Origin of the sequence: Streptomyces sp. NPDC020681, assembly GCF_044334895.1 — a bacterium.
Classification (GTDB): domain Bacteria; phylum Actinomycetota; class Actinomycetes; order Streptomycetales; family Streptomycetaceae; genus Streptomyces.
The window spans coordinates 39,771-65,147 of record NZ_JBIRTX010000004.1 but is presented as its reverse complement, the minus strand read 5'-3'; the positions used below and the strand labels follow the sequence as shown (position 1 = coordinate 65,147).

Sequence of the window (25,377 nt, the reverse complement as noted above, 5' to 3'; positions counted from 1 at the left end):
CTCATGACCAAGGCTCTTGAGGGCGTGCGCGTCCTCGACATGACACATGTGCAGTCCGGCCCTTCGGCCACCCAGCTGCTGGGCTGGCTCGGCGCTGACGTGGTGAAGCTGGAGGCCCCGAGCGGCGACATCACGCGCAAGCAGCTCCGTGATCTCCCGGACGTCGACTCGCTCTACTTCACGATGCTCAACTGCAACAAGCGGAGCATCACGCTCAACACCAAGACGGAGCGCGGCAAGGAGATCCTCACCGAGCTGATCAGGCGCAGCGATGTGATGGTGGAGAACTTCGGCCCCGGCGCCGTGGACCGGATGGGGTTCACCTGGGAGCGGATCCAGGAGATCAACCCGCGGATCGTGTACGCCTCCATCAAGGGCTTCGGCGACGGCCCGTACACCAACTTCAAGGCGTACGAGGTCGTGGCGCAGGCCATGGGCGGCTCGATGGCGACGACCGGTTTCGAGGACGGGCCGCCGCTGGCCACCGGCGCGCAGATCGGCGACTCCGGTACCGGTGTCCACGCCGTGGCCGGCATTCTCGCCGCGCTGTTCCAGCGGGAGTCCACCGGGCGCGGTCAGCGCGTCAATGTCGCCATGCAGCACGCCGTGCTCAATCTCTGCCGGGTCAAGCTGCGGGACCAGCAGCGCCTCGCGCACGGTCCGCTGGCGGAGTATCCGAACGAGGACTTCGGTGACGAGGTGCCGCGCAGCGGCAACGCGTCCGGTGGCGGTCAGCCGGGCTGGGCGGTGAAGTGCGCGCCGGGCGGCCCCAATGACTATGTGTACGTCATTGTGCAGCCGGTGGGCTGGCAGCCGCTGTCGGAGCTGATCGGCCGGCCCGAGCTGGCCGAGGACCCGGAGTGGGCGACGCCGGAGGCACGGCTTCCGAAGCTGTCGAAGATGTTCCAGCTGATCGAGGAGTGGTCCTCGACGCTGCCCAAGTGGGAGGTGCTGGAGCGGCTCAACGCCCACAACATTCCGTGCGGTCCGATCCTGTCCACGAAGGAGATCATCGAGGACGAGTCGCTGGTCGCGAACGAGATGGTCGTCCAGGTGCCGCACCCGAAGCGGGGTTCCTTCACCACAGTGGGCAGTCCGCTGAAGCTGTCGGACTCGCCGGTGGAAGTGCTGTCCCCGCCGTTGCTGGGCGAGCACAACGAAGAGTTGTACGTCGGTGAGCTGGGGCTCGGCGACGAGGAGCTGCGGCTGCTCAAGACGAACGGAGTCATCTAGTGGCGCACGAAACAGCGGCTGTACGGGCGGTGCTCGACGCGGCGCTCGCCGAGGGGCGTACGGCCCTGACCGCCCCCGAGGGCAAGGTCATCACGGACGCGTACAGCATCCCGACGCCGGCCGAGGCGCTCGCGGAGACCGCGGACGAGGCCGTCGCGCTCGCCGACCGGATCGGGTTCCCGGTGGCGATGAAGATCGTGTCGCCCGACATCCTGCACAAGACGGATGCGGGCGGAGTTCAGATCGGGCTCGGTTCGTCGGCCGAGGTGCGGGGAGCGTTCACGGCGATCGTCTCCAACGCGAAGACGTACGACCCGGATGCGCGCATTCTCGGCGTCCAGGTGCAGCAGATGGTGCCGGCCGGCACGGAGGTCCTGATCGGCACGGTCACCGACCCCACCTTCGGGAAGGTGGTGGCGTTCGGGCTCGGCGGTGTGCTGGTCGAGGTCCTCAAAGACGTCACGTTCCGCCTCGCGCCCGCCTCGAAGGACGACGCGCTGTCGATGCTCGACGGGATCCGGGCCGCCGAGATCCTGCGCGGGGTGCGCGGCGGGGCGGCCGTCGACCGTGATGCCCTGGCCGAGCTGATCGTCAAGGTCTCGCGGCTGGCCGCCGATTTCCCGGAGATCGCGGAGGTGGACCTCAACCCCGTGTTCGCTTCGGCGGCCGGAGTGATGGCGGCGGATGTGCGGATCCTGCTCACGACCGAGGCTCCGGCGCGGCGTCGCCAGTACTCGCGCGAGGAGATCCTGACGTCGATGCGGCGGTTGATGAAGCCGCAGTCGGTGACGGTGATCGGCGCTTCCAACGAGCAGGGCAAGATCGGCAATTCGGTCATGCGCAATCTGATCGACGGCGGCTTCTCCGGAGACATCCATCCGGTGAACCCCAAGGCCGATGACATTCAGGGCCGCAAGGCGTACAAGAGCGTGATGGATGTTCCGGGTGAGCCCGATGTGGCGATATTCGCGATTCCCGCGAAGTTCGTGGCATCGGCGCTGGAGGAGGTCGGCCGCAAGGGCATACCGAACGCCGTGCTGATCCCGTCGGGCTTCGCCGAGACCGGAGAGCACGAGCTTCAGGCCGAGATCGTGGCGATCGCCGAGCGGTACGGCATCCGCATGCTGGGCCCGAACATCTACGGCTACTACTCCACCTGGCAGGACCTGTGCGCCACGTTCTGCACGCCGTACGACGTGAAGGGCGGTGTGGCCCTCACCTCGCAGTCGGGCGGCATCGGCATGGCGATCCTGGGTTTCGCCCGTACGACCAAGACCGGTGTCTCGGCGATCGTCGGGCTCGGCAACAAGTCGGATCTCGACGAGGACGATCTGCTGACCTGGTTCGGTGAGGATCCCAACACCGAGTGCATCGCGATGCACCTGGAGGATCTGAAGGACGGCCGGGCGTTTGTGGCGGCGGCGCGCGAGACCGTTCCGAAGAAGCCGGTCGTGGTCCTCAAGGCGGGCCGTACGGCGGCGGGCGCGAAGGCGGCCGGTTCGCACACGGGTGCTCTGGCCGGCGATGACGCGGTGTACGAGGACATCCTGCGGCAGGCGGGAGTGATCCGCGCGCCCGGTCTGAACGAGATGCTGGAGTACGCGCGAGCCCTGCCGGTGCTGCCGACGCCGAAGGGCGACAACGTCGTCATCATCACCGGGGCCGGCGGGTCGGGCGTGCTGCTCTCGGACGCGATCGTCGACAACGGGCTGCGGCTGATGGAGATCCCGGAGGATCTGGACGCGGCGTTCAAGGCGTTCATTCCGCCGTTCGGGGCGGCCGGGAACCCGATCGACATCACCGGCGGCGAGCCGCCCGCCACGTACGAGGCGACGATCCGGCTGGGTATGGAGGATCCGCGGATCCACGCGCTGGTGCTGGGCTACTGGCACACGATCGTCACTCCGCCGATGGTCTTCGCCGAACTCACGGCGCAGGTGGTCGAGGAGTTCCGGGCACGCGGCATCGAGAAGCCCGTAGTGGCTTCGCTGGCGGGCGACGTCGAGGTCGAAGCGGCCTGCCAGTACCTCTTCGAGCGGGGCGTCGTGGCGTATCCGTACACGACGGAGAAGCCGGTGGCGGCCCTCGGCGCGAAGTACCGCTGGGCGCGGGCGGCGGGCCTGCTGGGTGGTGGTCAATGAGTTGAGCGAGGCGGGGGCGGCCGAGGCGGGCCGCCCCCGACCCCAAGAGAACGAAAGGTATTGGACAGGGGGCGCTGGCCAGCTCTTTCGACACAAGGGGTGCAATCCGTCATGACTACCACCGACATCTCAACACCCGTCGCCTTCAGGGAGGTGACGGACCGGAACGGCCGCGTTTATCGGCTCGGCGAGACCGATATCGACATCATGGGCCGTAAGCGCAAGTGGATGGTCATCCTGCCGTGGGTCGGCATGATGGGCATCAGCTCGGCCGAGTACGCGTTCGCTTCGGCCGAGGACACTCTGCACATCGCACACAGCTGGAACGACGGACACATTTTCTGGATGCTCGGTGTCTGGGTGTTCTTCCAGGCGGCGGTGGCCTTTCCCGCCGGAAAGCTCAGGGAAAGCGGCAAACTGCCGGCCCGCTGGGCGATGATGCTCGGCGCACTGGGCACGCTGTTCGGATATCTGTCCCTCGCGTTCGCGCCGCATGTGATCGTCGCGTACGTCGGGTTCGGCATGTTCAGCGGTATGGGCGCCGGCATGGTCTATGCGACCTGCGTGAACATGGTCGGCAAGTGGTATCCGGAACGCAAGGGCGGCAAGACGGGCTTCGTCAACGGCGGTTTCGCCTATGGTTCCGTGCCGTTCGTCTTCCTCTTCACCAACTACATGGATCTGACGAACTTCCGCTGGGTGCTTGTCTCGGTCGGTGTCTTCCTGGCCGCGACGGTGGCCGTGGCCGGCTACTTCTTCCGGGACCCGCCGAAGAACTGGTGGCCCGCCGAGGTCGACCCGCTGCGGGCACCGGACGACCCACGCGCCCGTCGCGCACTGGCGATGAACCCTCCTGCCGTGAAGCAGTACACCCCCGGTGAGGCCTGGCGGACCGGGCGGGTCGCGCTGATGTGGTTCTGCCTGCTGTGCACCTCGGGCGTGAACATCTTCGGCATCGCCTTCCAGGTCGACATAGGCGAAGAGGCCGGCTTCGCCGGCGGAATCGTCGCAACGGCCATGTCGATGAAGGCCATCGTCAACGGCACCGGACGCGGCGTGATCGGCTGGCTGTCGGACCGCTACGGGCGCAAGCGTTGCCTGATCTTCGTCTGTATCGTCCTTGGCCTTTCGCAGTACGCCATCCTGTGGGCGGCCGACATGAAGAACCTCCCGCTGTTCCTGCTCTTCTCCAGCATTTCCGGGTTCGGCGGAGGCGCCATCTTCCCGATGTTCGCGGCGATGACGGCGGACTACTTCGGCGAGAACAACAACGCGTCCAACTACGGCCTGGTCTACAGCTCCAAGCTGGTGTCCGGCCTGCTCGGAGCCGGCATGGGCAAGGTCGTGGTGGACAACTGGGGCCACAGCGGGGCATTCACGCTGGCGGGCTCGATCTCACTGTTCGCCGCATTCATCGCGCTGTTCCTCACCGCACCAGGTCGACCGAAAAATGGCATCGAGGCCAATCCGATGCCCATAAGCCGGGAGACGGACTGAGCCGCAAACAGTCCATGCAGAACGCTCGGCCGGGGATTCCCGGCCGAGCGTTTTGCGCACAGAACGACGCCGTTACTGGACCGCTAGTCGCCGCAGCGCTCGCGCAGCGAGTGGAGGTGCGCGCTGGACTTGCGGGCGAAGGCGAAGGACTCGACGGGGTTGTCGTGTTCGGCCTGCCAGTGGTGGTCGCGGTAGCCGCCGGGGGTCTTGTTGACCGCGGAGATGAAGCGCTTGTAGTCGATGTCACCGTCACCGACGTCCACCATGCGGTAGCCGTCGCGGGCGGCTTCGTCGCGGATGCCGTCCTTCACGTGGAAGAGCGGATAGCGGTGGGGCTGCTTGAGGACGTAACGGAGCGGGTCGAAGGGGGCGGGGGTGCCGTCGACCTGCTTGCTGAAGCGGAACTGGCCTGCGTAGGCCCAGTAGATGTCCATTTCGAGGTGGACCAGCTTGGGGTCCGTCTCCTTGAGGAGTACGTCGTAGAGCCGGACGCCGGGCTGGTCGGTCGCGAAGGAGAACTCCTCGGCGTGGTTGTGCTGGTAGAACTTCATGCCGCGCTTTCTGGCGGCCGCGCCGTAGGTGTTGAACTCCTCGGCTGCCCTCTTCCAGGCGTCGACCGTGGCGCCGTAGCGGAACGGGCCCGACGCGGTGCCGATGTGCTTGAGGCCGAGGGCTTCGGCGTCGTCGAGCACCTTCTCGAGGTTCTGCGCGAAGGTGTAGGCGTTGGGGTCGTTGGAGTAGTAACCGACATGGCTGCCTATGGGGTTCAGGCCGTAGTCGCGGGTGAGCCTCTTGAGCTGCGCGAGGGTGATGGCACCGGCGGTTCCCTGGGTGTAGCCGGCGAACTCGATCTCGTCATAGCCGTACTTCTCGAGCTCGGCGAACACGGCGGCGAAGCCGAGGGTGGAGACCTTGTCGCGGAGCGAGTAGAGCTGGATGCCGAGGCGGCCGGGAGGCAGGACGGGGCGGCCGTGTCCATGGCCGCTGCTCCCGGTCTGCTCGGCCGCCGTGGTGGTTGCCGCTGTGGCGGGGGCGGCCGCGCCGATGATGGCGGCGGCACTCGCGCCGGCGGCGACGCCGAGCACGCCTCGTCTGCTGAGCCTGTGGGCGAGTTCGGGGTCGCTGCTCTTGCTGATGCGGCTCGTACGGCTCATGTGGATAACTCCTCGTTGTCAGTGTCGTCTGCTTCAGTGGAGACCAGCGAGTTGAAGCAGCAGGGACTTCACATCGGTGGCCGCGACGCGGCCGCTTACAGCGCGGGGGGTAGAGCAGATGATGAGCGGACCTTCGTCGTCGCTCTCGGGGAGGCGGCCGTGGCTGCCGCGAATAGGTGACGGATCGAGGGGCACGACCGCGAGCCGGTAGCGCATGCCGAGCTTCTTGCGGGCGATCGCCTTGGCCGCCTTCAGGCGTACATACGGGTCGAGCGGGTCCATGAACAGCTCGACGGGGTCGTAGCCGGGTTTGCGGTGGATCTCGACGAGCTGGGCGAAGTCGGGCGCCCGGGCGTCGTCGAGCCAGTAGTAGTACGTGAACCAGGCGTCGGGTTCGGCGATGGCGACGAGCTCGCCGGAGCGGGGATGGTCGAGGCCATGGGCCTTTTTGCCTTCGTCGTCGAGGAGCTGGTCGATGCCGGGGAGGCCGGCCAGTGCCTCGCGGGTGGCGTCGAGATCTTCGGCGCGCCGTACATAGACATGGGCGAGCTGGTGGTCGGCCACGGCGAAGGCGCGTGAGGCCATTGCGTCGAGGTACTCCATGCCGTCCTGGGTGTGGACTTCGAGGAGGCCGGCGCGGCGCAGGGCGCGGTTGATGTCGACGGGGCGGCTGACACGGGTGATGCCGTACTCGGAGAGGGCGACGACCGTGCGGCCTTCCTGCTCGGCGTCCTTGAGCAACGGGGCCATGGCGGTGTCGAGTTCGGCGGCGGCCCGATAGGAGCGTGGGTCGTCGGGTCCGTAGCGCTGCAGGTCGTAGTCGAGATGCGGGAGGTAGCACAGGGTCAGGTCGGGGTGGCGGGTGCGCATGATGTGGCGGGTGGCGTCGACGATCCACTGGCTGGAGACGAGGTCGGCGCCCGGACCCCAGAAGTGGAACAGGGGGAAGGTGCCGAGTTTCTCGGTGAGTTCGTCGTGCAGGGCCGGCGGCCGGGTGTAGCAGTCGGGTTCCTTGCGGCCGTCGGCGTAGTAGACGGGCCGGGGGGTGACGGTGATGTCGGTGTCCGCGCCCATGGCGTACCACCAGCAGATGTTGGCGACGGTGTAGCCGGGGTGGGCGCGGCGGGCGGCGTCCCAGATCTTGTCGCCGGAGACGAGGCCGTTGTGCTGCCGCCACAGCAGGACGTCGCCGAGTTCGCGGAAGTACCAGCCGTTGGCGACGATGCCGTGTTCGGCGGGCAGCGTGCCGGTGAGGAAGGTGGACTGGGCCGCACAGGTGACGGCGGGCAGCACGGTGGACAGCGGGGCCCGGGAGCCGGAGTGGGCGAGGGCCTTGAGGTGGGGCATGTGCTCCAGGAGCTGGGGGGTGAGGCCGACGACGTCCAGGACCAGGAGCGGGGTCGGGGCGGCTCGGTGCGCGGCGTCGGTCATGGCAGTTCCTTGAGTCCGAGGTCGACGAGGAGGTCGCGGGCGAGGGTGAGTTCGGCGGCGATGCCGTCGGCGAGCTGGGTGCGGTTGCGTGGGCGCAGCTCGGCGGGCAGGGCCTGCCAGGTGTACGTCTCGACCTCGAGGTGGCGGGTCAACGGGTTCGGCCCGCCGACGAGCCGGGCCAGCGTGTCCTGGAGCACGGGGAGGGTGGAGGTCAGCGGCGCTGCGGGCGGGGCGTGCAGCGGCACGTGGAAGTGGGCCCGCCAGGGCGCTCCGTCGGGCAGCGACTGACCCTCGACGGCTTCGTGGAGGTCGTCGGTGCCGCGCAGGCCGGCGGCGGTGCGGGTGCGGGTCTGGTGCAGGAAGCGGGGTTCGGCGAAGGCGCCGAGGGCCGCGCGGACTTCGGGGAGGTGGGGTTCTTGGGCGTGGAGTGCGGCGGACAGCTGCGCTTTGGGGATGGTGACGCCGGCCGCGGCGAGCGCGGCCAGCGCGGTGCCGGGATCTTCGAAGGAGGTGGCGAGATGGCAGGTGTCGATGCAGATGCCGATGCGGGTGGAGCCGATCGCGGTCAGCGGGCCGATGGCGTCGGCGGTGGTCTCGACGGTGCAGCCGGGCTCGGGTTCGAGTGCGACGCGGATGGACTTGCCGGTGAGTTCCTCGAGTGCGTCGAGGCGTTCGGCGAGGGTGGTGAGCGCGGCCCTGGCGGCGGTGGCCGCGGGCTCGTCGAAGTCGGTGCGCCAGGCCAGCGGCAGCGTGGAGATGGTGCCCTCGGTGGCGTCGTCGGGGAGGAGGACGGCGAGCAGCCGGGCCAGGTCGGTGGTGTGGGCGAGGCGTTCGGAGTCGGCCCAGTCCGGTTTGTAGACGCGGTACTTGACCTCTTCGGCGCCGAAGCCCTCGTACGGGAAGCCGTTGAGGGTGACGACCTCCAGGCCGCGGCGGTCGAGTTCGGCGCGCAGGCCGCGCAGCGCGGCTGGGTCGGTGATCAGTGCGCGGGCTGCGTCCTTGGCGAGCCAGAGACCGATGCCGAGGCGGTCGCGGCCGAGCCGTCGGCGGACGGGTTCGCAGTGGTCGCGAAGCTGGGCGAGGACACCGTCGAGGGTTTCGGCGGGGTGGACGTTGGTGCAGTAGGAGAGGTGGACGGTGGAGCCGTCGGGGTGTCGGAAGCGCATGGGCCGGCCTCCTCATTCCCCGCCGCGGAGGATCGAGTTGCCTTCGTGCAGGGCCTCCGGTTCCGGCGTGTCGAGCTGGAGGCGGCCGCTCTGGCCGTAGAAGGCGACGGGGTTGCGCCACAGGACCAGGTCGACGTCGTCCTCGCCGAAGCCGACGGCGAGCATCGCGTCGGCGACCTTGCGGGTCTTCAGCGGGTCGCTCTTGCCCCAGTCGGCGGCCGAGTTGACGAGGACCTTCTCGGTTCCGTACGTCTTGAGGATCGTGACCATCCGGTCCTCGTCCATCTTGGTGTCCGGATAGATGGAGAAGCCGAGCCAGCAGCCGCTGTCGGCGGCGTCTTTCACCGTCGTCTCGTTGAGGTGGTCCAGCAGGACGTGCTCCGCGGGCAGTGCGGATTCGCGGACGACGTCGACGGTGCGGTGCAGTCCGGCCAGCTTGTCGCGGTGCGGTGTGTGGACGAGGGCGGGCAGCCCGTGGTCGGCGGCGAGTTGGAGCTGGGCGGCGAGTGCCGTGTCCTCGGCGGGAGTCATCGAGTCGTAGCCGATCTCGCCGACGGCGACGACGGAGTCCTTGACGAGATAGCGGGGCAGAGCATCGAGGACGGGAGTGCAGCGCGGGTCGTTCGCCTCTTTGGGGTTGAGCGCGATGGTGCAGTGGTGGGCGATGCCGTACTGCGCGGCGCGGAAGGGTTCCCAGCCGAGGAGTGCGTCGAAGTAGTCGAAGAAGCTGGCGGGCGAGGTGCGGGGCTGGCCCAGCCAGAAGGACGGCTCGACGAGGGCGCGGACTCCGGCCGCGTACATCGCCTGATAGTCGTCCGTCGTGCGGGAGGTCATGTGGATGTGGGGGTCGAAGATGCGCATCAGGACTCCTCGGACTGCTCGCCGGTCAGGGTCAGTACGCGAATAAGGTCGTGGGGGGTGTCGCGGCCTGCGGCGGTGCGTTCGGCGGCGTAGTCGGCGAGCATCCTGGCGAGTTCGCCGTCACCGGCGGCGCGGCGCTCGAGGCCGGCGACGGCATCGACGGGCACGCCGGTGAACAGACACTTGAGGACTGCGTGCCGCCAGGCGTGCGGGTCGAGGTGCGCGGCGGCGTACGGGCCGACGGCGGCGGCGACGAGCCGGGTGTCGTTGGTGCGCAGCGCGTCCTCGACGAGCGGCAGCCCGTCCGCGCCCGCGACCAGCCGGTGCAGGGCGTGGAGTACGGCGCGGCGCTCGGCGGCGGTGCCCTGGTGGTAGAGGCGGGTCAGGGTGTCCTGACCGGCGCGGGCCTCGATCAGCAGCAGGGCGCGGGCAGAGTCGGCGTGTTCCTGGCCGCAGTGGCGTCCGGCGGAGGCGAAGCGCAGCTCCCAGAGGGGCACGGCGTACGGGTCGGCGGGGTCCTCGCCCATGCGCTCGCGCGCTTCGCCGAGCGCCTCGTCGAGCCAGGCGCGGGCCGCTTCGTCGAGCCGGGCGTCGAGTTCCTTGCGGGACATCAGCATGCGGGGGCTCCCTTCGCGCGCAGGAACTCGATGGAGGCGCGGGCCAGTTCGGGGCCCGCGTGGGAGTGGCGGGGCAGTTCCACGACGGTGAGGCCCTGGTAGCCGGTGGCGGCGAGGGCCCGCAGCACGGGCGGAAAGTCGATCTCTCCGTCGCCGAAGGGGAGGTGTTCATGGATGCCGCGGCGCATGTCCTCGATCTGGACATGGCGCAGCCAGGGCCCGGCGTCGCGGATGCAGTCGGCGGGGCGCAGGTCCTCCAGGCACTGGCAGTGGCCGATGTCGAGGGTGAGTCCGAGCGGTTCGGGGTCGCCGAGGAGCCCGCGCAGTTGGTGGAAGTCGGCGAGCGTGGCGAGGAGGTGACCGGGTTCGGGTTCGATGGCGATGGGGATGCCGGCGGTGGCTGCGGCGTCCAGGACGGGAGCGAGGGACTCTTCGAGCCGCTTCCACGCGGTGTCGGGGGACATACCGGCGGGAGTGATGCCGCTGAAGCAGTGCACGGCGTGGGCGCCGAGGTCTTCGGCGACCTGTACGGCGGTGGTGAGCAGGGCGGTACGGGCGGCGCGGCCGTCTGGGTCCGGGTCGAGGAGGGAGGGGCCGTGTTTGCGCCGGGGGTCGAGGACATAGCGGGCGCCGGTCTCGATGGTGACGCCGAGGCCCAACTCGCCGAGCTTCTTGCCCACTTGACGGGTGCGGGCCGCGAGCTCGGGGGCGAGCGGGTCGAGGTGCATATGGTCGAGGGTGAGTCCGACGCCGTCGTATCCGAGGTCGGCGAGCAGAGCGAGGGCGTCGTCGAGGCGGAGGTCGGTGAGGCCGTTGGTGCCGTAGCCGAGGCGGAGGCGCGCTTCCGGGCCGGGTTCGGGGCTCATGTGGGGCTCACCTTCCGTGCGAGTTTGCGGGCCAGCGGGACGAGACCCATCACCGCGAGGGCGGTGGCGCTGCCGCCCGCGCGGGCGGCGAGAGCGGCCTGGAGCGGGATCATGGCCCGGATGCCGCCGCCGACGGCGCGCTGGGTGAGCGGCGGGGAGGGGTTGAGGGCGGCATGGAGGAGGGGGGTGCCGGCGGTGCGGACGTAGGCCCCCGCGAGCGCGATGCCCACGATCCGCGAGAGTTCGCCCGGACCGCCCCGTCCCGCAACCGGTGGTGAGCCGCCGGTCCCCCGGTGCTCCCGCAGGGTGGCGGCCGCAAGGCCAAGGGTCGCCGCGAGCGCGCCGAGCGGCACCAGAGTGGATCCGCCCTGCGTCTCATGGCGTGACACCGATGTCACGGCGTAGGTGTGCGCGGCGAGCATGCCCGCGGCCGAGAGAGCGGTGCCCACCCCTGCGGGCACCGCCACTCCCGACGCTCCTGCCACGCCGGCCACTCCCGGTGCTCCCGGCGCTCCCGGCGCTCCCGGCGCTCCCGACGTTCCTGCCGCGCCGAGCCGCACGGCGCACGGCTGCTCGCCCGCGCCGCGCCGCAGTGCGCGCGCCTCTCCCCCGCCGCCCGTCGCCACCGCGCCAAGCAGCAGGTCCAGTCCCCTGGCCGTTGCCATGGCCGCCGGGCCCAGGCGGGTGTGCTTGAAGTGGAGGTCGTACGACCAGACCGTGGCCGCGAGGGCCGTGGCCAGCGCCAGGGGCCTGCGGCCGGCCGAAGAGGCGAGGGTCAGGCCCGCCGCCGTGAGGGCTCCTGCCGCCAACAGGGCCGCGCCCGGGGTGATGCGGCCCGAGGGGATCGGTCGGTGGGGGCGGTCGATCGCGTCCTCTTCGCGGTCGGCCCAGTCGTTGAGGGCCATGCCCGCCTCGTACAGACACAGCGAGGAGCCCAGCGCGAGCGCCGTCCCGCGGTCCGGGCGCAGGCCGCGTGACGCCGCACCCGCCAGCGCGTCGCCCGGGACCGTGAAGAGCGCCGAGACGCGCAGCAGTTCCGCCCAGGCCCGCAGGGTCACTTCGCCTCCCGCAGCCGGTCGGCGAACGAAAGAAGCGCGGTGAACTGTTCGGACAGCGCGGCCGGGCCGCCGTCAGGATCCTTGAAGTAGAAGCCGAGTTCGGGCAGCGGACCGGACACACCCGCCTCGTGCGCGCGTGCCACCAGCCGGGCCAGGTCGAGGACGAGCGGGGCCGCGAGCGCCGAGTCACAGCCCTGCCAGATGGTCTGGAGGATCATCCGCGAGCCGAGGAATCCTTCGAAGGCGATGTGGTCCCAGGCCGTCTTCCAGTCGCCGAGCGCCGGGACGTCGTCGATATGGACCTCGCCCTGCGGCGTGTGGCCCAGCGTGTCGGTGAGTACGCGCTCCTTGCCGGCGTTCTTCGCGGCGGCCGCCGCCGGGTCGGCCAGCGCCGCTCCGTCCCCGCCACCCAGCAGGTTGGTGCCCGACCATGCCCGTACGGACAAGGCACGTTGCACGAACATCGGGGCGAGCACGGAACGGAGCAGCGTCTGGCCTGTCTTGCCGTCGCGGCCCGCGTGGGGAAGTCCGCTGGCCGTGACGGCGTCGGTGAGGGCCGGTGTGCGCAGCCCGGTGGAGGGGGTGAAGTTGACGAAGGGGCAGTCGGCGCGCAGGGCGGCGGCCGCGTAGAGGGAGCTGGGTGGCAGCCGTTCGGCGTCGGGTTCCGGGAGGGGTTCGGTGGTGGAGACATTGACGACGACGATCCGGGCGAGCGCGTGCCGCTGCCGGAAGTCGGCCAGGTCCGCGGCGAAGGCGTCGATGAGTTCCTCGTCGGTGCGGGTGTCGCCCTGCTGCGGACCGCCGGGTCGTATCTCCTGGTCGGCGGCGGTGAGTTCGCCGCGCACCGCTGCCGCGAGGCCGTGCGGCAGAACGCCTGCCGCGGTAAGCGTCTCGGCCCGTTTCGGCAGCGGGCAGTGCGCGGTGTCATGGCCGCCGAAGACCAGGGAGGACAGGGCGGGCAGGCCGGATCCGGCGAACGGCGGGGTCTCGGTGACCATGCCGTTCGGCGGGTGCAGCCCGGCGGTGACCGCCGCGCACCCGGCGACGGCCGTGGTGGCGACGGAGCCGCGTGCTCCGACGAACCAGACTCCGGTGCGTGCCTTCTCGTTCGTCACGGACTCGGTCTCGGTCTGCGTCACGGACTGCCTCCCTGCCATTCGTGGGGTGGAGGACGGCGGGCGGGGGGTACGGCGCCTCCCCGCCCGCCGCCGTCTGTGGGGGCGCGCCTAGGAGGGCAGCTCCCTGAGTTGGATGTTGCGGAAGGACACCTGGTCGCCGGCTCCGTGGTTCTGGAGGCCGATGTAGCCGTCCTTCAGGCTGCGGACCGGGTCGGTGTTGGTGAAGTCGTTGATCTTCACGCCGTTCAGGAAGATCTGGAGCCGTTCACCCTGGACCTTGATCTCGTAGCTGTTCCACTGGCCCGGCGGCCGCAGGACGCGGTCGCGGGCCTTGAGGTCGGCCGACTTGAAGCCGTAGACGGCACCGGTGGTGCGGTCGGCGGCGTCGGTGGCGTCGATCTGGATCTCGTAGCCGTTGTTCACCGCGGACCAGGGGTCGTCGGAGGCCGGGAAGCCGACGAAGACACCGGAGTTGTCGTCGCCGTCGAGCTTCCAGTCGAGCTTGACCGAGTACGACTTCAGGTCCTTGGCCTGGTACCAGAGCATGCCCATGCCGCCTTCGGTACGCAGTTCACCGTCGACGACATTGAACTTTCCGGGCCCGGCCTGCTTCCAGCCCTCCAGCGTCGTGCCGTTGAAGATGGACCGGTAGCCCGTCTGCGGCTTGCAGTCCGCCTTGACCTGGCCGGCGGCGTAGCGCAGTCCGCCCAGGAGGTGCTGGCGCAGGGCCGGTTCGGCGTACGACTCCTTGGTGTGGCCGAGGCCGGTGTAGAACGAGCGGCCGCCCTCATAGGTCTGGCACCAGGCGATCGGGTGGTCGCCCTTCATCGTGCCGCCCTGATAGGTGGTTTCGTCCAGGGTCGCCAGCACCCGGGTCTTGCCGCGCGGGTTGGCGCGGTAGTTGTACCACTCGTCGCTGCGCTCCCAGGCGTCGCCGAGGTGTGCGGTGGCCGGGTGGGTCTTGTCCTCGACGCGGATGGTCGCGGGCTGGATCTGCGGATGCGAGGCGAAGTACGCGCCGACCAGTCCGCCGTAGAAGCCCCAGTCGTACTCGGTGTCGGCCGCGGCGTGCACGCCCATGTACCCGCCGCCGGTGGCGATGAAGTTCTCGAACGCCTTCTGCTGGTCGGCGTTGAGCACGTCACCGGTGGTGGACAGGAACACGACGGCGTCGTACCGGGCGAGGTTGCTGGTGGTGAACTGGCCCGCCTCCTCGGTGGCGTCGACCGTGATGTTGCTGCTCTTGCCGAGTTCCTTGAGGGCGGCGATGCCGGTCGGGATGGAGTCGTGCCGGAAGCCGGCGGTCTTGGAGAAGACCAGGACGCGCTTGGCCGTGCGGTCGGGCGCGCTGTTGGAGAGCTCGAAGTCGTCGACGTCGTACAGCGCGCCGTCACCGCCCTTGAAGACGAGGAACAGTTCGGTGGTCTTCGTCGGCACGGCCCGCAGCGGTACGTCGATGTCCTGGAAGGTGTCCCAGCTGCCGGTGACGGGCACCGGGGCTGACCCCAGCAGGTTCCCGTTCGCCGACCCGGTGCGCACCTCGAGGAATCCGCCGGCGCCGCCGGAGGAGATCCGCGCGGTGAGCTTGGTGGACCCGGTCAGGTTGTACGGCTTGAAGGAGATCCAGTCGCCGTTGTTGATGTCGCCGACGGTCTTGCCGCCGTTCGCGCTGGTCTTGTTCTGGATCGTGACACCGGCGGAGTTGTTGTAGTGCTCGGCCTGCCGGTGGCGCGGCTGGAGCTGCGCCTGGTCGTGGCTGGTGAGCGCGGCCTGGCCGCCGCCTCCGCCGTCGGTGTATTCGGCGTCGAAGACTCCGAAGATATTGGCGTTGGGGTCGTGGCCGCCGTCGGCGGAGGTCTTGATGGTGCCGGTGCAGCCGTTGGCCGAGGTCACGGGGTGGCCGTGGCTGTCATGGCCGAGGATGTAGGTCACCTTCACCTTGGCGCAGTCGATCGCGCCGTCCTCCGGGTCGGTGACCGTGACCTTGAACGGGATCTCGTCGCCGAAGCTGAACAGCGCACCCTCACTGGGCAGTTCCAGGGTCACCTTGGGCGCCGTGTTGCCGACGACGACATGGACGCTGGCGGAGCCGGTGCGGCCGGTCGGGTCCTTGGCGGTGACGGTCGCCGTGTAGGTGCCGTTCTTCTTGTACGTGTAGGTGGGGTTGGCGGCGGTCGATGTGCCGCCGTCGCCGAAGTCCCAGGCGTAGGTGAGGGTGTCGCCGTCGGCGTCGGCAGTGCCGGCCGAGGAGAAGGCGACGCGCAACGGGGCCTTGCCGGAGGTCTTGTTGGCGGCGGCCTCGGCGACGGGTGAGCGTCCGCCGGTGGCGTTCTCGATGCGGTAGAGGCCGGAGTTCTCGTCGCCGCCGAACCAGGCGGTGCCGTAGTCGAGGACGTACAGCGCGCCGTCCGGGCCGAAGGCCATGTCCATGATCTGCGTACCGGTCCACGGGACCGCGTTGATGGACTGGACCGCGCCGTCCTCGCCCTGCTCGATCCGCTTGATCCAGCGGCGGCCGAACTCTCCGGCGAAGAAGTCGCCGTCGTAGGCCTCGGGGAACTTCACCGGTGAGGTGGAGGCCGCGTCGTAGCGGTAGACGGGTCCGCCCATCGGGGACTCGGAGCCGGTGCCGAACTCGGGCACGGAGCCGCCGTCGTACGGAATCCATGCCGCCTGCGCCGGCGGAAGGTCGACCAGGCCGGTGTTGTACGGCGAGTCGTTCTTCAGCGCCGCGCAGTCGAAGGTGGCTCCGGACTCCTTGGTCGCGAAGTCGTAGTCGACGTACGGGTTGTTGTTGCCGGTGCAGAACGGCCAGCCGTAGTTGCCCGGCTTGGTGACCCGGGCGAACTCGACCTGTCCTGCGGGGCCGCGCTTCGGGTCGGCGGCACCCGCGTCGGGTCCGTAGTCGCCGACGTAGACGATGCCCGTCTTCTTGTCGACGCTGAACCGGAACGGGTTGCGGAAGCCCATGGCGTAGATCTCGGGCCGCGTCTTGTCGGTCCCGGGCGCGAAGAGGTTGCCGTCGGGGACGGTGTAGGAGCCGTCGTCGGCGACCTTGATCCGCAGGATCTTGCCGCGCAGGTCGTTGGTGTTGCCGGAGGTGCGGCGGGCGTCGTACGCGGGGTTGCGGCCCGGCCGGTCGTCGATGGGTGTGAATCCGTCGGAGGCGAACGGGTTGGAGTCGTCGCCGGTCGACAGATAGAGGTTGCCCGCCGCGTCGAAGTCGATGTCGCCGCCGACGTGGCAGCAGATGCCGCGGGTCGCCGGAATGTCGATGATCTTCTTCTCGCTGGCGTTGTCGAGGGTGCCGTCGGCCTTCAGCACAAAGCGCGAGAGCCGGTTGACACCGTCGAACTTGGCGAAGTCCTCGGGGGTTCCTTCATTGGGGGCGTCGCCCGCGGGGGTGTTCAGCGGCGGCGCGTAATAGAGATAGATCGCGCGGTTCTCGCTGAACTTCGGGTCCAGACCGATGCCTTGGAGGCCTTCCTCGTCGTGCGAGTAGACGGGGATGGTGCCCACGACACGGGTGTTGCCGGCGCTGTCGGTCATCCGCAGCTCGCCGTTGCGGGAGGTGTGCAGCACGCTGCGGTCGGGCAGGACCGCCAGCGACATGGGTTCGCCGGTCTCCTCACCGCCCTTGGCGAGAGTGACCTGCTGGAATTCTTCGGCGGCCGCGCCCGGATCGGCGTCGACGGCGAGTGCGGTCTGCGGCGCGGTGAGGGCGAGCGAGGTGGCGGCGAGAAGGCCGCCGGTGAAGAGTGCGAGCGCCTTGCGGGCTCTGTGCCTTTTCCTGTGCACGAATGTCCTCCGGGATAGCCGGTCGAACGGGCTGGCTGTGCCCTGCCCTCAGTCGCGGGGCGGGCCTGTCCGTGGGAACCGGAGTGCGCCGTCACACCGGGACCACCTATGTCCTGTACACCTCATGGGACGGTAGTCGGGTTCGTCCGGGACGGAAAGCCCTTGTGCAGTAAGGAAGTTCAACTTTTTCCTACCGCAGGACAAAGGCGAACCCGAGCAGCTGGGACCGGCCCGGCGGCGGACCGGCCGCCGGGCTTCAAGCTGCAACAATGCGCTCTACAGCGCTAGTCGCCGCCTCCGAAGGCCGCGTCGAAGGAGGCGGTGGGCGGCTCGAAATCGAAGCGCTTCAGATCAGCAAGCGCTTCCGGTGCGCCTTGGAGACGGTCCATTCCGGCGTCCTCCCACTCCACCGAGATCGGGCCGTCGTAGCCGATCGAGCGCAGCATCCGGAATACGTCCTCCCAAGGGACGTCACCGTGGCCTGCCGAGACGAAGTCCCAGCCGCGCCGCGGATCGCCCCACGGCAGATGCGAACCGAGCCTGCCGTTGCGGCCGTCGAGACGCTTGCGGGCCTCCTTGCAGTCCACGTGGTAGATCCGGTCCCGGAAGTCGTAGAGAAAGCCGACCGGGTCCAGGTCCTGCCACACGAAGTGGCTCGGGTCGAAGTTCAGCCCGAAGGCGGGCCGGTTGCCGACGGCCTCCAGCGCGCGCTTCGTGGTCCAGTAGTCGTAGGCGATCTCGCTGGGATGGACCTCGTGGGCGAAGCGCACGCCCTCGGCGTCGAAGACGTCGAGGATCGGGTTCCAGCGCTCGGCGAAGTCCTCGTAGCCGCGCTCGATCATCCCCTCCGGCACCGGCGGGAACATGGCGACCAGATGCCAGATCGACGATCCGGTGAAACCGATGACGGTACGCACGCCGAAGGCGGCCGCGGCCCGCGCGGTGTCCTTGATCTCGGCCGCGGCCCGCTGCCGTACGCCTTCGGGCTCGCCGTCGCCCCAGATCCGCGCCGGCAGAATCCCGCGGTGGCGCTCGTCGATGGGGTTGTCGCAGACGGCCTGGCCGACCAGATGGTTGGAGATCGCCCAGCACTTGAGGCCGTACTTGTCGAGCAGCGCATGCCGCCCGTCGAGATACGAGGGGTCGGCAAGGGCCTTGTCGACCTCGAAGTGGTCGCCCCAGCAGGCGAGTTCAAGGCCGTCGTAGCCGAAGTCGCGGGCGAGCCGGCACACCTCCTCCAGCGGCAGATCGGCCCACTGGCCGGTGAACAGCGTGAACGGACGTGGCATGGGGACCTTCCTAAGACTGTGCCTGTACGGGGGTGTAGACGGCGTTCTTCTCGGCGCTCTCCTCCACCGCGGCGAGCACCCGCTGCACCTGGAGTCCGTCCGCGAACGACGGAGCCGGATCGGTGCCCGACGCGATCGCCTCGACCAGGTCGCGCGCCTGGTGGGTGAAGGTGTGCTCATAGCCGAGCGCGTGGCCGGGCGGCCACCACGCCTCCAGATACGGGTGCTCCGACTCGGTGACGAGGATCCGCCGGAAGCCGGCCGAGGCGGCGGGCTCGGTGTTGTCGTGGAAGGACAGCTCGTTGAGCCGTTCCAGGTCGAAGGCGAGCGATCCGAGCTCGCCGTTGACTTCGAGCCGCAGCGCGTTCTTGCGGCCCGCCGCCATCCTCGTCGCCTCGAAGGAGGCGAGCGCGCCGGACGCGAGCCGCCCGGTGAACAGGGCCGCGTCGTCCACGGTGACCGGACCGCGTTCGACGCCGCCGGACGCGGAGAGCCCGGTCGACGCTCCGGCGAGCAGGGGCCGTTCCCGTACGAAGGTCTCGGCCAGCGCGGAGACTCCCACCAGCGGCTCTCCCGCCAGATACTGCGCGAGGTCCACGATGTGCGCGCCCAGATCGCCCAGCGCCCCGGATCCCGCGTGGTCGCGCTGGAGCCGCCAGGTCAGCGGAAAGTCCGGATCGACGAGCCAGTCCTGCAGATAGCTGAACCGCACATGGCGCAGGGCGCCGAGCCTGCCGTCGGCGATGAGCCGGCGTGCGTACGCGAGGGCCGGCACGCGCCGGTAGTTGAAGCCGACCATCGCCACCTGGCCGCGTTCCCGGGCGCGTTCGGCCGCCGCGACCATCGCCTCCGCCTCCGCCACCGAGTTGGCCAGCGGCTTCTCGCACAGCACGTGCTTGCCCGCCTCCAGGGCCGCAATCGCGATCTCCGCATGGCTGTCACCCGGCGTGCAGACGTCGACGAGCTGCACATCGTCGCGGGCGATGAGGTCGCGCCAGTCGGTCTCCGCCGCCGCCCAGCCGTGTCTGGCCGCGGCCGCGCGCACGGCGGCCTCGTCCCGGCCTGCGATGGCGGCGAGGACCGGCCGCAGCGGCAGGTCGAAGACGCGGCCCACGGTGCGCCACCCCTGTGAGTGGGCGGCTCCCATGAACGCGTATCCGACCATGCCGACGCCGAGTGTCGGCGGAGCGGCCTCACTGTCCCTCTGTTCCATACGGGTTCCTCCTCGTCGGTTGCTCGGTGGGGGCGGGCGCGCGGGTCAGCTGAAACCGGTGGGCAGGTACTCGTCGACGTTGTCCTTGGTGACGACGGCGGAGTACAGGGTGATCGAGGCGGGGATCTCCAGTTCGGCGAGGCCGCCGATGCCCTTGGCCTGGCCGAGGGTGCGGGCGAGGTCGATCGCGGACGCGGCCATGGTCGGCGGGTACAGGACGGTGGCCTTCAGAACGCTGTTGTCGGCCTTGATGGCGTCCATCGCCGACTTGGCGCCGGCGCCGCCGACCATCAGGAAGTCCTTGCGTCCGGCCTGCGCGATGGCGCGCAGCGCGCCCACGCCCTGGTCGTCGTCGTGGTTCCAGAGCGCGTCGAACTGGCTCTGCGCCTGGAGCAGTTGGGCCATCTTGGCCTGGCCGGACTCGACGGTGAACTCGGCGGCCTGGCGGGCCACCTTCTTGATGTTCGGGTAGTTCTTCAACGCGTCGTCGAAGCCCTGGGTGCGCTGCTTGGTGAGCTCCAGGTTGTCCATGCCCGCGAGTTCGATGACCTTGGCGTTGGGCTTGTCCTTGAGCTGCTGGCCGATGTAGTTGCCGGCGTTGAGGCCCATGCCGTAGTTGTCGCCGCCGATCCAGCAACGATAGGCCTGCGGAGAGGCGAAGATCCGGTCGAGGTTGATGACCGGGATGCCGGCCTTCATGGCCTGCAGACCGATCTGGGTCAGCGCCTTGCCGTCGGCGGGCAGGATGACCAGAACGTCGACCTTCTTGTTGATGAGGGTCTGGACCTGGCCGATCTGGGCCGCGGTGTCGTTGGAGCCCTCGGTGATCTCCAGGGTCACCTCGGAGTACTTCTTCGCACGCGACTTGGCGTTCTCGTTGATCGCGTTGAGCCAGCCGTGGTCGGCCTGCGGTCCGGCGAAGCCGATCGTGACGGCCTTGCCGGGCTTGTCGTCGGCGGCCGGCGCGTTGTTGGTCGCGGTGTCGTTCTTCTTGGGCTCGTTACTGGTGCAGGCGGTCAGCAGCGCGCCGGCGCCCACGGCGGCGGTGCCGAAAAGCAGCCCTCTGCGGCTGGTGGTGGGGATTTCTGGCATGACGGATCAACCCTTCGGCTGGGCGGTACGACAGTTGGGGATGCGGGTGGAAGTCGAAGTGAGCCGGCAGTCAGCTCTCGCCGCTGCCCCGCAAGGTGCGGTGCTGCACCAGGACGGCGGCGACGATGATCGCGCCCTTGGCGATCTGCTGGACGGCGCTCTCCAGGTTGTTGAGCGCGAAGATGTTGGTGATGGTGGTGAAGACGAGGACGCCGAGCACGGAGCCGACGATGGTGCCGCGGCCGCCGCTCAGCAGGGTGCCGCCGATGATCGCGGCGGCGATGGCGTCGAGTTCGTAAAGGTTGCCGTTGGTGTTCTGGCCGGATCCGGCGAGGACGATCAGCATGAAGGCGGCGATGCCGCAGCACAGTCCGGAGAGCAGATACAGATAGAGCCGCTGGCGTCGTACGTCGATGCCGGCGAGCCGGGCCGCTTCCGCGTTGCCGCCGACCGCGACGGTGCGCCGTCCGAAGGTCGTACGGTTCAGCAGCAGCCAGCCGACGACGGTGACCGCGGCGAAGACCAGCACCAGCGGCGGGATGCCGAGGATGTAGGCGTCCTTGATGCCGAGGTCGAGCACGGAGTTCACCGTGACGATCTGCGTCTTGCCGTCGGTGATCTGCAGGGCGAGTCCGCGGGCCGAGGCGAGCATGGCCAGCGTCGCGATGAACGGCACCATTCCGCCGTACGCGATGAGCAGGCCGTTCACCAGACCGCAGCCGACGCCGACGATGACCGCGGTGAACAGGATGCCGGCGAAGCCGTACTCCTGGGTGGCCAAGGTGGTCGCCCAGACCGAGGCCAGGGCCACGATCGCGCCGACCGACAGGTCGATGCCGCCGCTGGTGATCACAAAGGTCATGCCGACGGTGACGACACCGATGACGGAGGCCTGGGTGAGCACCAGCTGGAGATTGCTGGTGGCGAGGAATTCATCGGGCTTGGTGATGCCGCCGACCGCGATCAGGACGGCGAGGACGCCCAGCAGCGAGAGATTGCGGACATCGAGGCGCAGTCCGAGCGGGCGACGCCAACCCCCGTTGTCCGGCTGGGACTTGGCAATGGGTATCGGCGCGTCCTGTTGCGCCGGGGTGGCTGGCTGCGTCATGCCGTCGGGCTCCCTTCCATCACAAGGTCGAGTACGCGGTGCTCATCCAGTTCCCGGGCGTCGGCCGTGTGCACGACGCTGCCCTCGCGCAGCACCAGCACCCGGTCGGCGAGGCCCAGGACTTCGGGCACCTCGCTGGATACGAGAAGTACGGCGAGGCCCTCGTCGGCCAGCCGGCGGATCACGGCATAGAGCTCGGCGCGCGCACCGACGTCCACACCGCGGGTCGGCTCGTCCAGCAGCAGCACGCGGCAGCCGCGCAGCAGCCAGCGTGCGAGCACGGCCTTTTGCTGATTGCCGCCGGAGAGCGTGCGGATGCGGGCGTCGGGGTTGTCGGGCCGCAGCGACAGTTCCCTGGTTGCCCGCTGGGCGGCGGCGCGCTCCTCGCGGCGGTCGAGCCAGCCGCCGCGGGAGAAGCGGGAGAGGGAGGAGACGGAGACATTGCGGGTGACGGACTCGAGCATCAGCAGGGCCTGCGCCTTGCGCTCCTCGGGTGCGAGTCCGACTCCGGCGCGGACGGCGGAGCGGACGCTGCCGGGCCGCAGCGGGCTGCCGTCGACGAGGACGCGTCCGGCGGTGGGCTTGCGGGCGCCGTAGATGGTCTCCAGGATCTCGGAGCGTCCGGAGCCGACGAGCCCGGCGAGTCCGACGATCTCGCCGGGCCGCAGTTCCAGGTCGACGGGCGCGAACTCGCCCGCCCTGGCCAGGCCTTCGACGCGCAGCACCGGCGCCCGGCCGTCGGTCCGTGCGGCGGCCGGCCGCTCCGGGAAGACGTACTCGACGTTCCGGCCGGTCATCAGGGCGACGACTTCGCGGGTCGGCGTGGACTTGGCGGGCAGGCCCACCGCGACGGCACGGCCGTCCTTGAGCACGGTGACCCGGTCGCCGATCCGGCGGATCTCCTCCAGGCGGTGCGAGATGTAGACGACGGCGACGCCGTCCGCGGTCAGGTCGCCGACGATACGGAAGAGGTTGTCGACCTCGTCGGGGTCGAGCGCCGCGGAGGGCTCGTCCATCACGATCAGCCGTACTTCGTGGGAGAGCGCCCGGGCCATGGAGACGATCTGCTGCTGGGCGGCGGACAGATCGCCGACACGGCGTGCCGGTTCGATCTCCGCGTGGCCGAGTCGCTTGAGCAGCTTGGCAGTTGCGGCCTTGGCGTCCCCGCCTCGTACGACGAATCCGGCGGTGGTGGGCTCGTGCCCGAGGAAGACGTTCTCGGCGACGGACAGGTCTTCGACCAGGTCGAGTTCCTGGTAGATGGTGGCGATGCCGAGCCGCATGGCGGCGATGGGCGACTTGAGGGAAACGATGTCGCCGCGCCACGTGATCGCTCCGCCGTCCGGCTGGTGCGCTCCGGCGAGGACCTTGATGAGCGTGGACTTTCCGGCGCCGTTCTGGCCGAGGAGGCAGTGCACCTCGCCGGCGAGGACCTCGAGGTCCACTCCGTCGAGTGCGCGGACGCCCGGGAACGACTTGGTGATGCCGGACATGGTGAGCAGAGGTGGTTCTGGAGCCATGACAAATCCCCTCGGCAGGGTACGGCCGGTGAGCGGGCAGGGCGTATTGCGGTTGCTTGGGTCCCCGGCGGAGTGTCCGGGGTGGTGCGGGTGGCGCTTGTCGTCGTGCGCGCGCCGACCGGTCAGGCCGGCGAGAACAGGTGGTCGCTGATGAGCCGGGCCGCGCCGATGACTCCGGCGGTCGGTCCCAGCTCGCCCAGCACAATCGGGAGATTGCCGGTGGCCAGCGGAAGTGACTGGCGGTAGACCTGGGTGCGGACGCTCGCCAGCAGCGTGTGGCCGAGGCCCGTCACACCGCCGCCGATGACCACGAGGCCCGGGTTGAAGAAGCTGACGAGCCCGGCGATGACCTGGCCGACGCGGTTGCCGCCCTCGCGGATGAGCTCGAGCGAGGTGGCGTCGCCGGCCGCGGCCGCTGCCGCGACGTCGACCGCGGTGAGCCGCCCGGCGCTCGCCAGCCGTTCGGCGAGTTCCTCCGAGCGGCCGGTGCGCGCCGCGTCCTCGGCGTCGCGGGCGAGCGCGGCACCGCTGAAGTGGGCTTCCAGGCAGCCCTTGTTGCCGCAGGCGCAGGCGCGGCCGTCCGGTTCGACCTGGATATGGCCGATGTCGCCGGCGCTTCCGGTCGTGCCGCGGTAGACCTCGCCGCCGACGACGATGCCGCAGCCGATGCCGGTGCCGATCTTGATGCAGAGGAAGTCGCCGACGGAGCGTGCGACGCCGGCGTGCTGCTCTCCCATCGCCATCAGGTTCACATCGTTGTCGACCATGACGGGGCAGCCCAGGTCCTGACTGAGTGCCTCGCGGACCGGGAAGCCGTCCCAGCCCGGCATGATCGGCGGTGCGACCGGCACGCCTTCGGGGAAGCGGACGGGTCCCGGCACGCCGATCCCGGCGCCGTCGAAACCCTCGGCGAGTCCGGTGGCCCGGAGCTTGGCCGCCATCGACAGGACCTGCTCGAAGACGGCGACCGGGCCCTCTCGTACGTCCATCGGATGGTTGAGGTGGCCCAGCACCTCCAGTTCGGCGTTGGTGACGGCCACGTCGATCGAGGTCGCGCCGATGTCGACGCCGAGGAAGCGCAGGGCGGGCGCGAGCCGGATGTTGTGCGAGCGCCTGCCGCCGCGCGATGCGGCGAGTCCGTCGGCGACGACGAGGCCGGTCTCCAGCAGCCGGTCGACCTCGACGGCGAGCTTGGACCGGGACAGGTCGACCTGATCGCCGAGCTGGGCACGGGAGTTGGGCCCGCCGTCGCGCAGCAGCCTGAGCAGCCGCGCCTGGTGGGCGTTCGCGGGTCGAGCGGTCATGCGCCTCACGAGCCCCTCCCCGCCTTTTCGGCCGTGTCCGTCGTGCTTTCGAGGGGAACGTAGCAGCGCTTTCACCAAGTGGGAAGAACTTGAGCAGAGTTCCGGCACAACTTTCTCCACACCCGGGACAAAGCTCGGAGCGAACGAGATGACCGGCGTGACCGGAAACGCGGGATCGGCGCTGGTGCGCCAACTGGCCGAGGCGGGTCTACTGCTCCCGCTGGTGGTAGGTCTTGCGGGTGTGTTCGGTGTGGGCGCGCATGACCTCCGTCGCGCGGACCTCGTCCCGTGCCGAGATCGCGGCGATCAACTGCCGGTGCTCGATCCAGGACTGGTGGCCGCGCCGGCGCGCGACGGGCGTGTAGTACCAGCGGACCCTGCGGTCCACCTGCGCGGCAAGACCGGCGAGTACGACATTGCCGGCGAGCTCCATCACCTTCGCGTGGAAGGCCGCGTTGGCGGCGACCGCCAGGTCCACGTCGTCGTTCGCGACGGCCTGCTCACCCTTGGCGCAGAGCTCCTCCAGCGCGACGATGCCCGCCGAGCCGGAGTTCGCGGCGGCGAGCCGGGCGGCCTCCGCCTCGAGCAGCGTGCGGACCGAGAGCAACTGGTCGGCCTCCGCCTCGGTCGGCTCATGGACGAACGCGCCCTGCGCCGGGCGCAGATCGACCCAGCCTTCGGTGTTCAGCCGTTGCAGCGCCTCGCGCACGGGCTGCCGGGAGACGCCGAGATGGCCGGCGAGCTCGCTCTCGACGAGGTGCTGGCCGGGGCGGAGCGCGCGCGTCGTGATCAGTTCGAGAAGCGCCTCGTAGACCCGCTCACGCAGTGGACCGGGACGTTCCAGCTTGGGCACAGTTCCCTGTGGCAGTCCTGCGGACAACATCACGGTCCCCCTCTGGGCCGACAGCGGC

At 69.6% G+C, this 25,377-nt stretch carries 19 protein-coding genes; 3 read left to right on the top strand and 16 right to left on the bottom strand.

All coding sequences use genetic code 11. The features are described from left to right. Nucleotides 1-3 precede the first annotated feature (3 nt). From frc to ACH4YL_RS10485, 3 genes are all read left to right on the top strand, one after another. Nucleotides 4-1,233, top strand: a complete 1,230-nt coding sequence (gene frc, locus ACH4YL_RS10495) for a formyl-CoA transferase (protein WP_398506744.1) — start codon at nt 4-6, stop codon at nt 1,231-1,233. Beyond that, the gene (locus ACH4YL_RS10490; RefSeq protein ID WP_398506742.1) at nt 1,233-3,374 is read left to right on the top strand and encodes an acetate--CoA ligase family protein; all 2,142 of its coding nucleotides are present in this window, start codon (nt 1,233-1,235) and stop codon (nt 3,372-3,374) included. Before frc ends, ACH4YL_RS10490 begins: the two co-directional genes overlap by 1 nt. A 111-nt stretch (nt 3,375-3,485) precedes the next feature. Beyond that, a complete protein-coding gene (locus ACH4YL_RS10485; protein WP_398506740.1) occupies nt 3,486-4,871 on the top strand; it encodes an OFA family MFS transporter in 1,386 nt (461 codons plus the stop codon). Between the two features lie 83 nt (nt 4,872-4,954). Here the strand turns inward: ACH4YL_RS10485 and ACH4YL_RS10480 are convergent, their stop codons facing one another. The 16 genes from ACH4YL_RS10480 to ACH4YL_RS10405 all read right to left on the bottom strand — a co-directional run bounded on the left by ACH4YL_RS10480 (nt 4,955) and on the right by ACH4YL_RS10405 (nt 25,349). After that, nucleotides 4,955-6,025 carry a sugar phosphate isomerase/epimerase family protein gene (locus ACH4YL_RS10480; RefSeq protein WP_398506738.1) on the bottom strand — a complete coding sequence of 357 codons (1,071 nt, stop codon included), beginning with the start codon at nt 6,023-6,025 and terminating at the stop codon, nt 4,955-4,957. A 33-nt stretch (nt 6,026-6,058) separates the two neighbouring features. Then, entirely contained in the window at nt 6,059-7,456 is a 1,398-nt protein-coding gene (locus tag ACH4YL_RS10475) for a nucleotide pyrophosphatase/phosphodiesterase family protein (protein WP_398506736.1), read from the bottom strand. Next, nucleotides 7,453-8,622: a metabolite traffic protein EboE gene (gene eboE / locus ACH4YL_RS10470; RefSeq protein WP_398506734.1), complete on the bottom strand. Its 1,170-nt coding sequence runs from the start codon at nt 8,620-8,622 to the stop codon at nt 7,453-7,455. Before eboE ends, ACH4YL_RS10475 begins: the two co-directional genes overlap by 4 nt. Before the next feature lie 12 nt (nt 8,623-8,634). Next, the gene (locus ACH4YL_RS10465; RefSeq protein ID WP_398506732.1) at nt 8,635-9,483 is read right to left on the bottom strand and encodes a TatD family hydrolase; all 849 of its coding nucleotides are present in this window, start codon (nt 9,481-9,483) and stop codon (nt 8,635-8,637) included. Further along, nucleotides 9,483-10,100 (bottom strand): EboA domain-containing protein, encoded by a 618-nt coding sequence (locus tag ACH4YL_RS10460; RefSeq protein ID WP_398506730.1) that lies wholly within the window; start codon nt 10,098-10,100, stop codon nt 9,483-9,485. Before ACH4YL_RS10460 ends, ACH4YL_RS10465 begins: the two co-directional genes overlap by 1 nt. Beyond that, nucleotides 10,094-10,966: a sugar phosphate isomerase/epimerase family protein gene (locus ACH4YL_RS10455; protein ID WP_398506728.1), complete on the bottom strand. Its 873-nt coding sequence runs from the start codon at nt 10,964-10,966 to the stop codon at nt 10,094-10,096. Before ACH4YL_RS10455 ends, ACH4YL_RS10460 begins: the two co-directional genes overlap by 7 nt. Next, a complete protein-coding gene (locus ACH4YL_RS10450) occupies nt 10,963-12,024 on the bottom strand; it encodes an SCO3242 family prenyltransferase (RefSeq protein WP_398506726.1) in 1,062 nt (353 codons plus the stop codon). The genes ACH4YL_RS10455 and ACH4YL_RS10450 overlap by 4 nt, the downstream gene beginning before the upstream one ends. Then, entirely contained in the window at nt 12,021-13,139 is a 1,119-nt protein-coding gene (locus tag ACH4YL_RS10445) for an inositol-3-phosphate synthase (protein WP_398507325.1), read from the bottom strand. Before ACH4YL_RS10445 ends, ACH4YL_RS10450 begins: the two co-directional genes overlap by 4 nt. A 111-nt stretch (nt 13,140-13,250) precedes the next feature. Continuing rightward, on the bottom strand, nt 13,251-16,940 hold the full coding sequence (locus ACH4YL_RS10440; protein WP_398506725.1) for a ThuA domain-containing protein: 3,690 nt from the start codon (nt 16,938-16,940) through the stop codon (nt 13,251-13,253). Between the two features lie 284 nt (nt 16,941-17,224). Next, the gene (locus ACH4YL_RS10435; protein ID WP_398506723.1) at nt 17,225-18,229 is read right to left on the bottom strand and encodes a sugar phosphate isomerase/epimerase family protein; all 1,005 of its coding nucleotides are present in this window, start codon (nt 18,227-18,229) and stop codon (nt 17,225-17,227) included. A 10-nt stretch (nt 18,230-18,239) separates the two neighbouring features. Then, nucleotides 18,240-19,442 carry a Gfo/Idh/MocA family protein gene (locus ACH4YL_RS10430; protein WP_398506722.1) on the bottom strand — a complete coding sequence of 401 codons (1,203 nt, stop codon included), beginning with the start codon at nt 19,440-19,442 and terminating at the stop codon, nt 18,240-18,242. A 45-nt stretch (nt 19,443-19,487) separates the two neighbouring features. Continuing rightward, nucleotides 19,488-20,534, bottom strand: a complete 1,047-nt coding sequence (locus ACH4YL_RS10425; protein WP_398506720.1) for a substrate-binding domain-containing protein — start codon at nt 20,532-20,534, stop codon at nt 19,488-19,490. Between the two features lie 70 nt (nt 20,535-20,604). Then, on the bottom strand, nt 20,605-21,642 hold the full coding sequence (locus ACH4YL_RS10420) for an ABC transporter permease (RefSeq protein ID WP_398506719.1): 1,038 nt from the start codon (nt 21,640-21,642) through the stop codon (nt 20,605-20,607). Continuing rightward, complete coding sequence (locus ACH4YL_RS10415; RefSeq protein ID WP_398506717.1) at nt 21,639-23,162, bottom strand: sugar ABC transporter ATP-binding protein; 1,524 nt, start codon at nt 23,160-23,162, stop codon at nt 21,639-21,641. The genes ACH4YL_RS10420 and ACH4YL_RS10415 overlap by 4 nt, the downstream gene beginning before the upstream one ends. A 122-nt stretch (nt 23,163-23,284) precedes the next feature. Beyond that, complete coding sequence (locus ACH4YL_RS10410) at nt 23,285-24,466, bottom strand: ROK family protein (protein WP_398506715.1); 1,182 nt, start codon at nt 24,464-24,466, stop codon at nt 23,285-23,287. Nucleotides 24,467-24,674: 208 nt separating this feature from the next. Next, complete coding sequence (locus ACH4YL_RS10405; RefSeq protein ID WP_398506713.1) at nt 24,675-25,349, bottom strand: GntR family transcriptional regulator; 675 nt, start codon at nt 25,347-25,349, stop codon at nt 24,675-24,677. Nucleotides 25,350-25,377 lie beyond the last annotated feature (28 nt).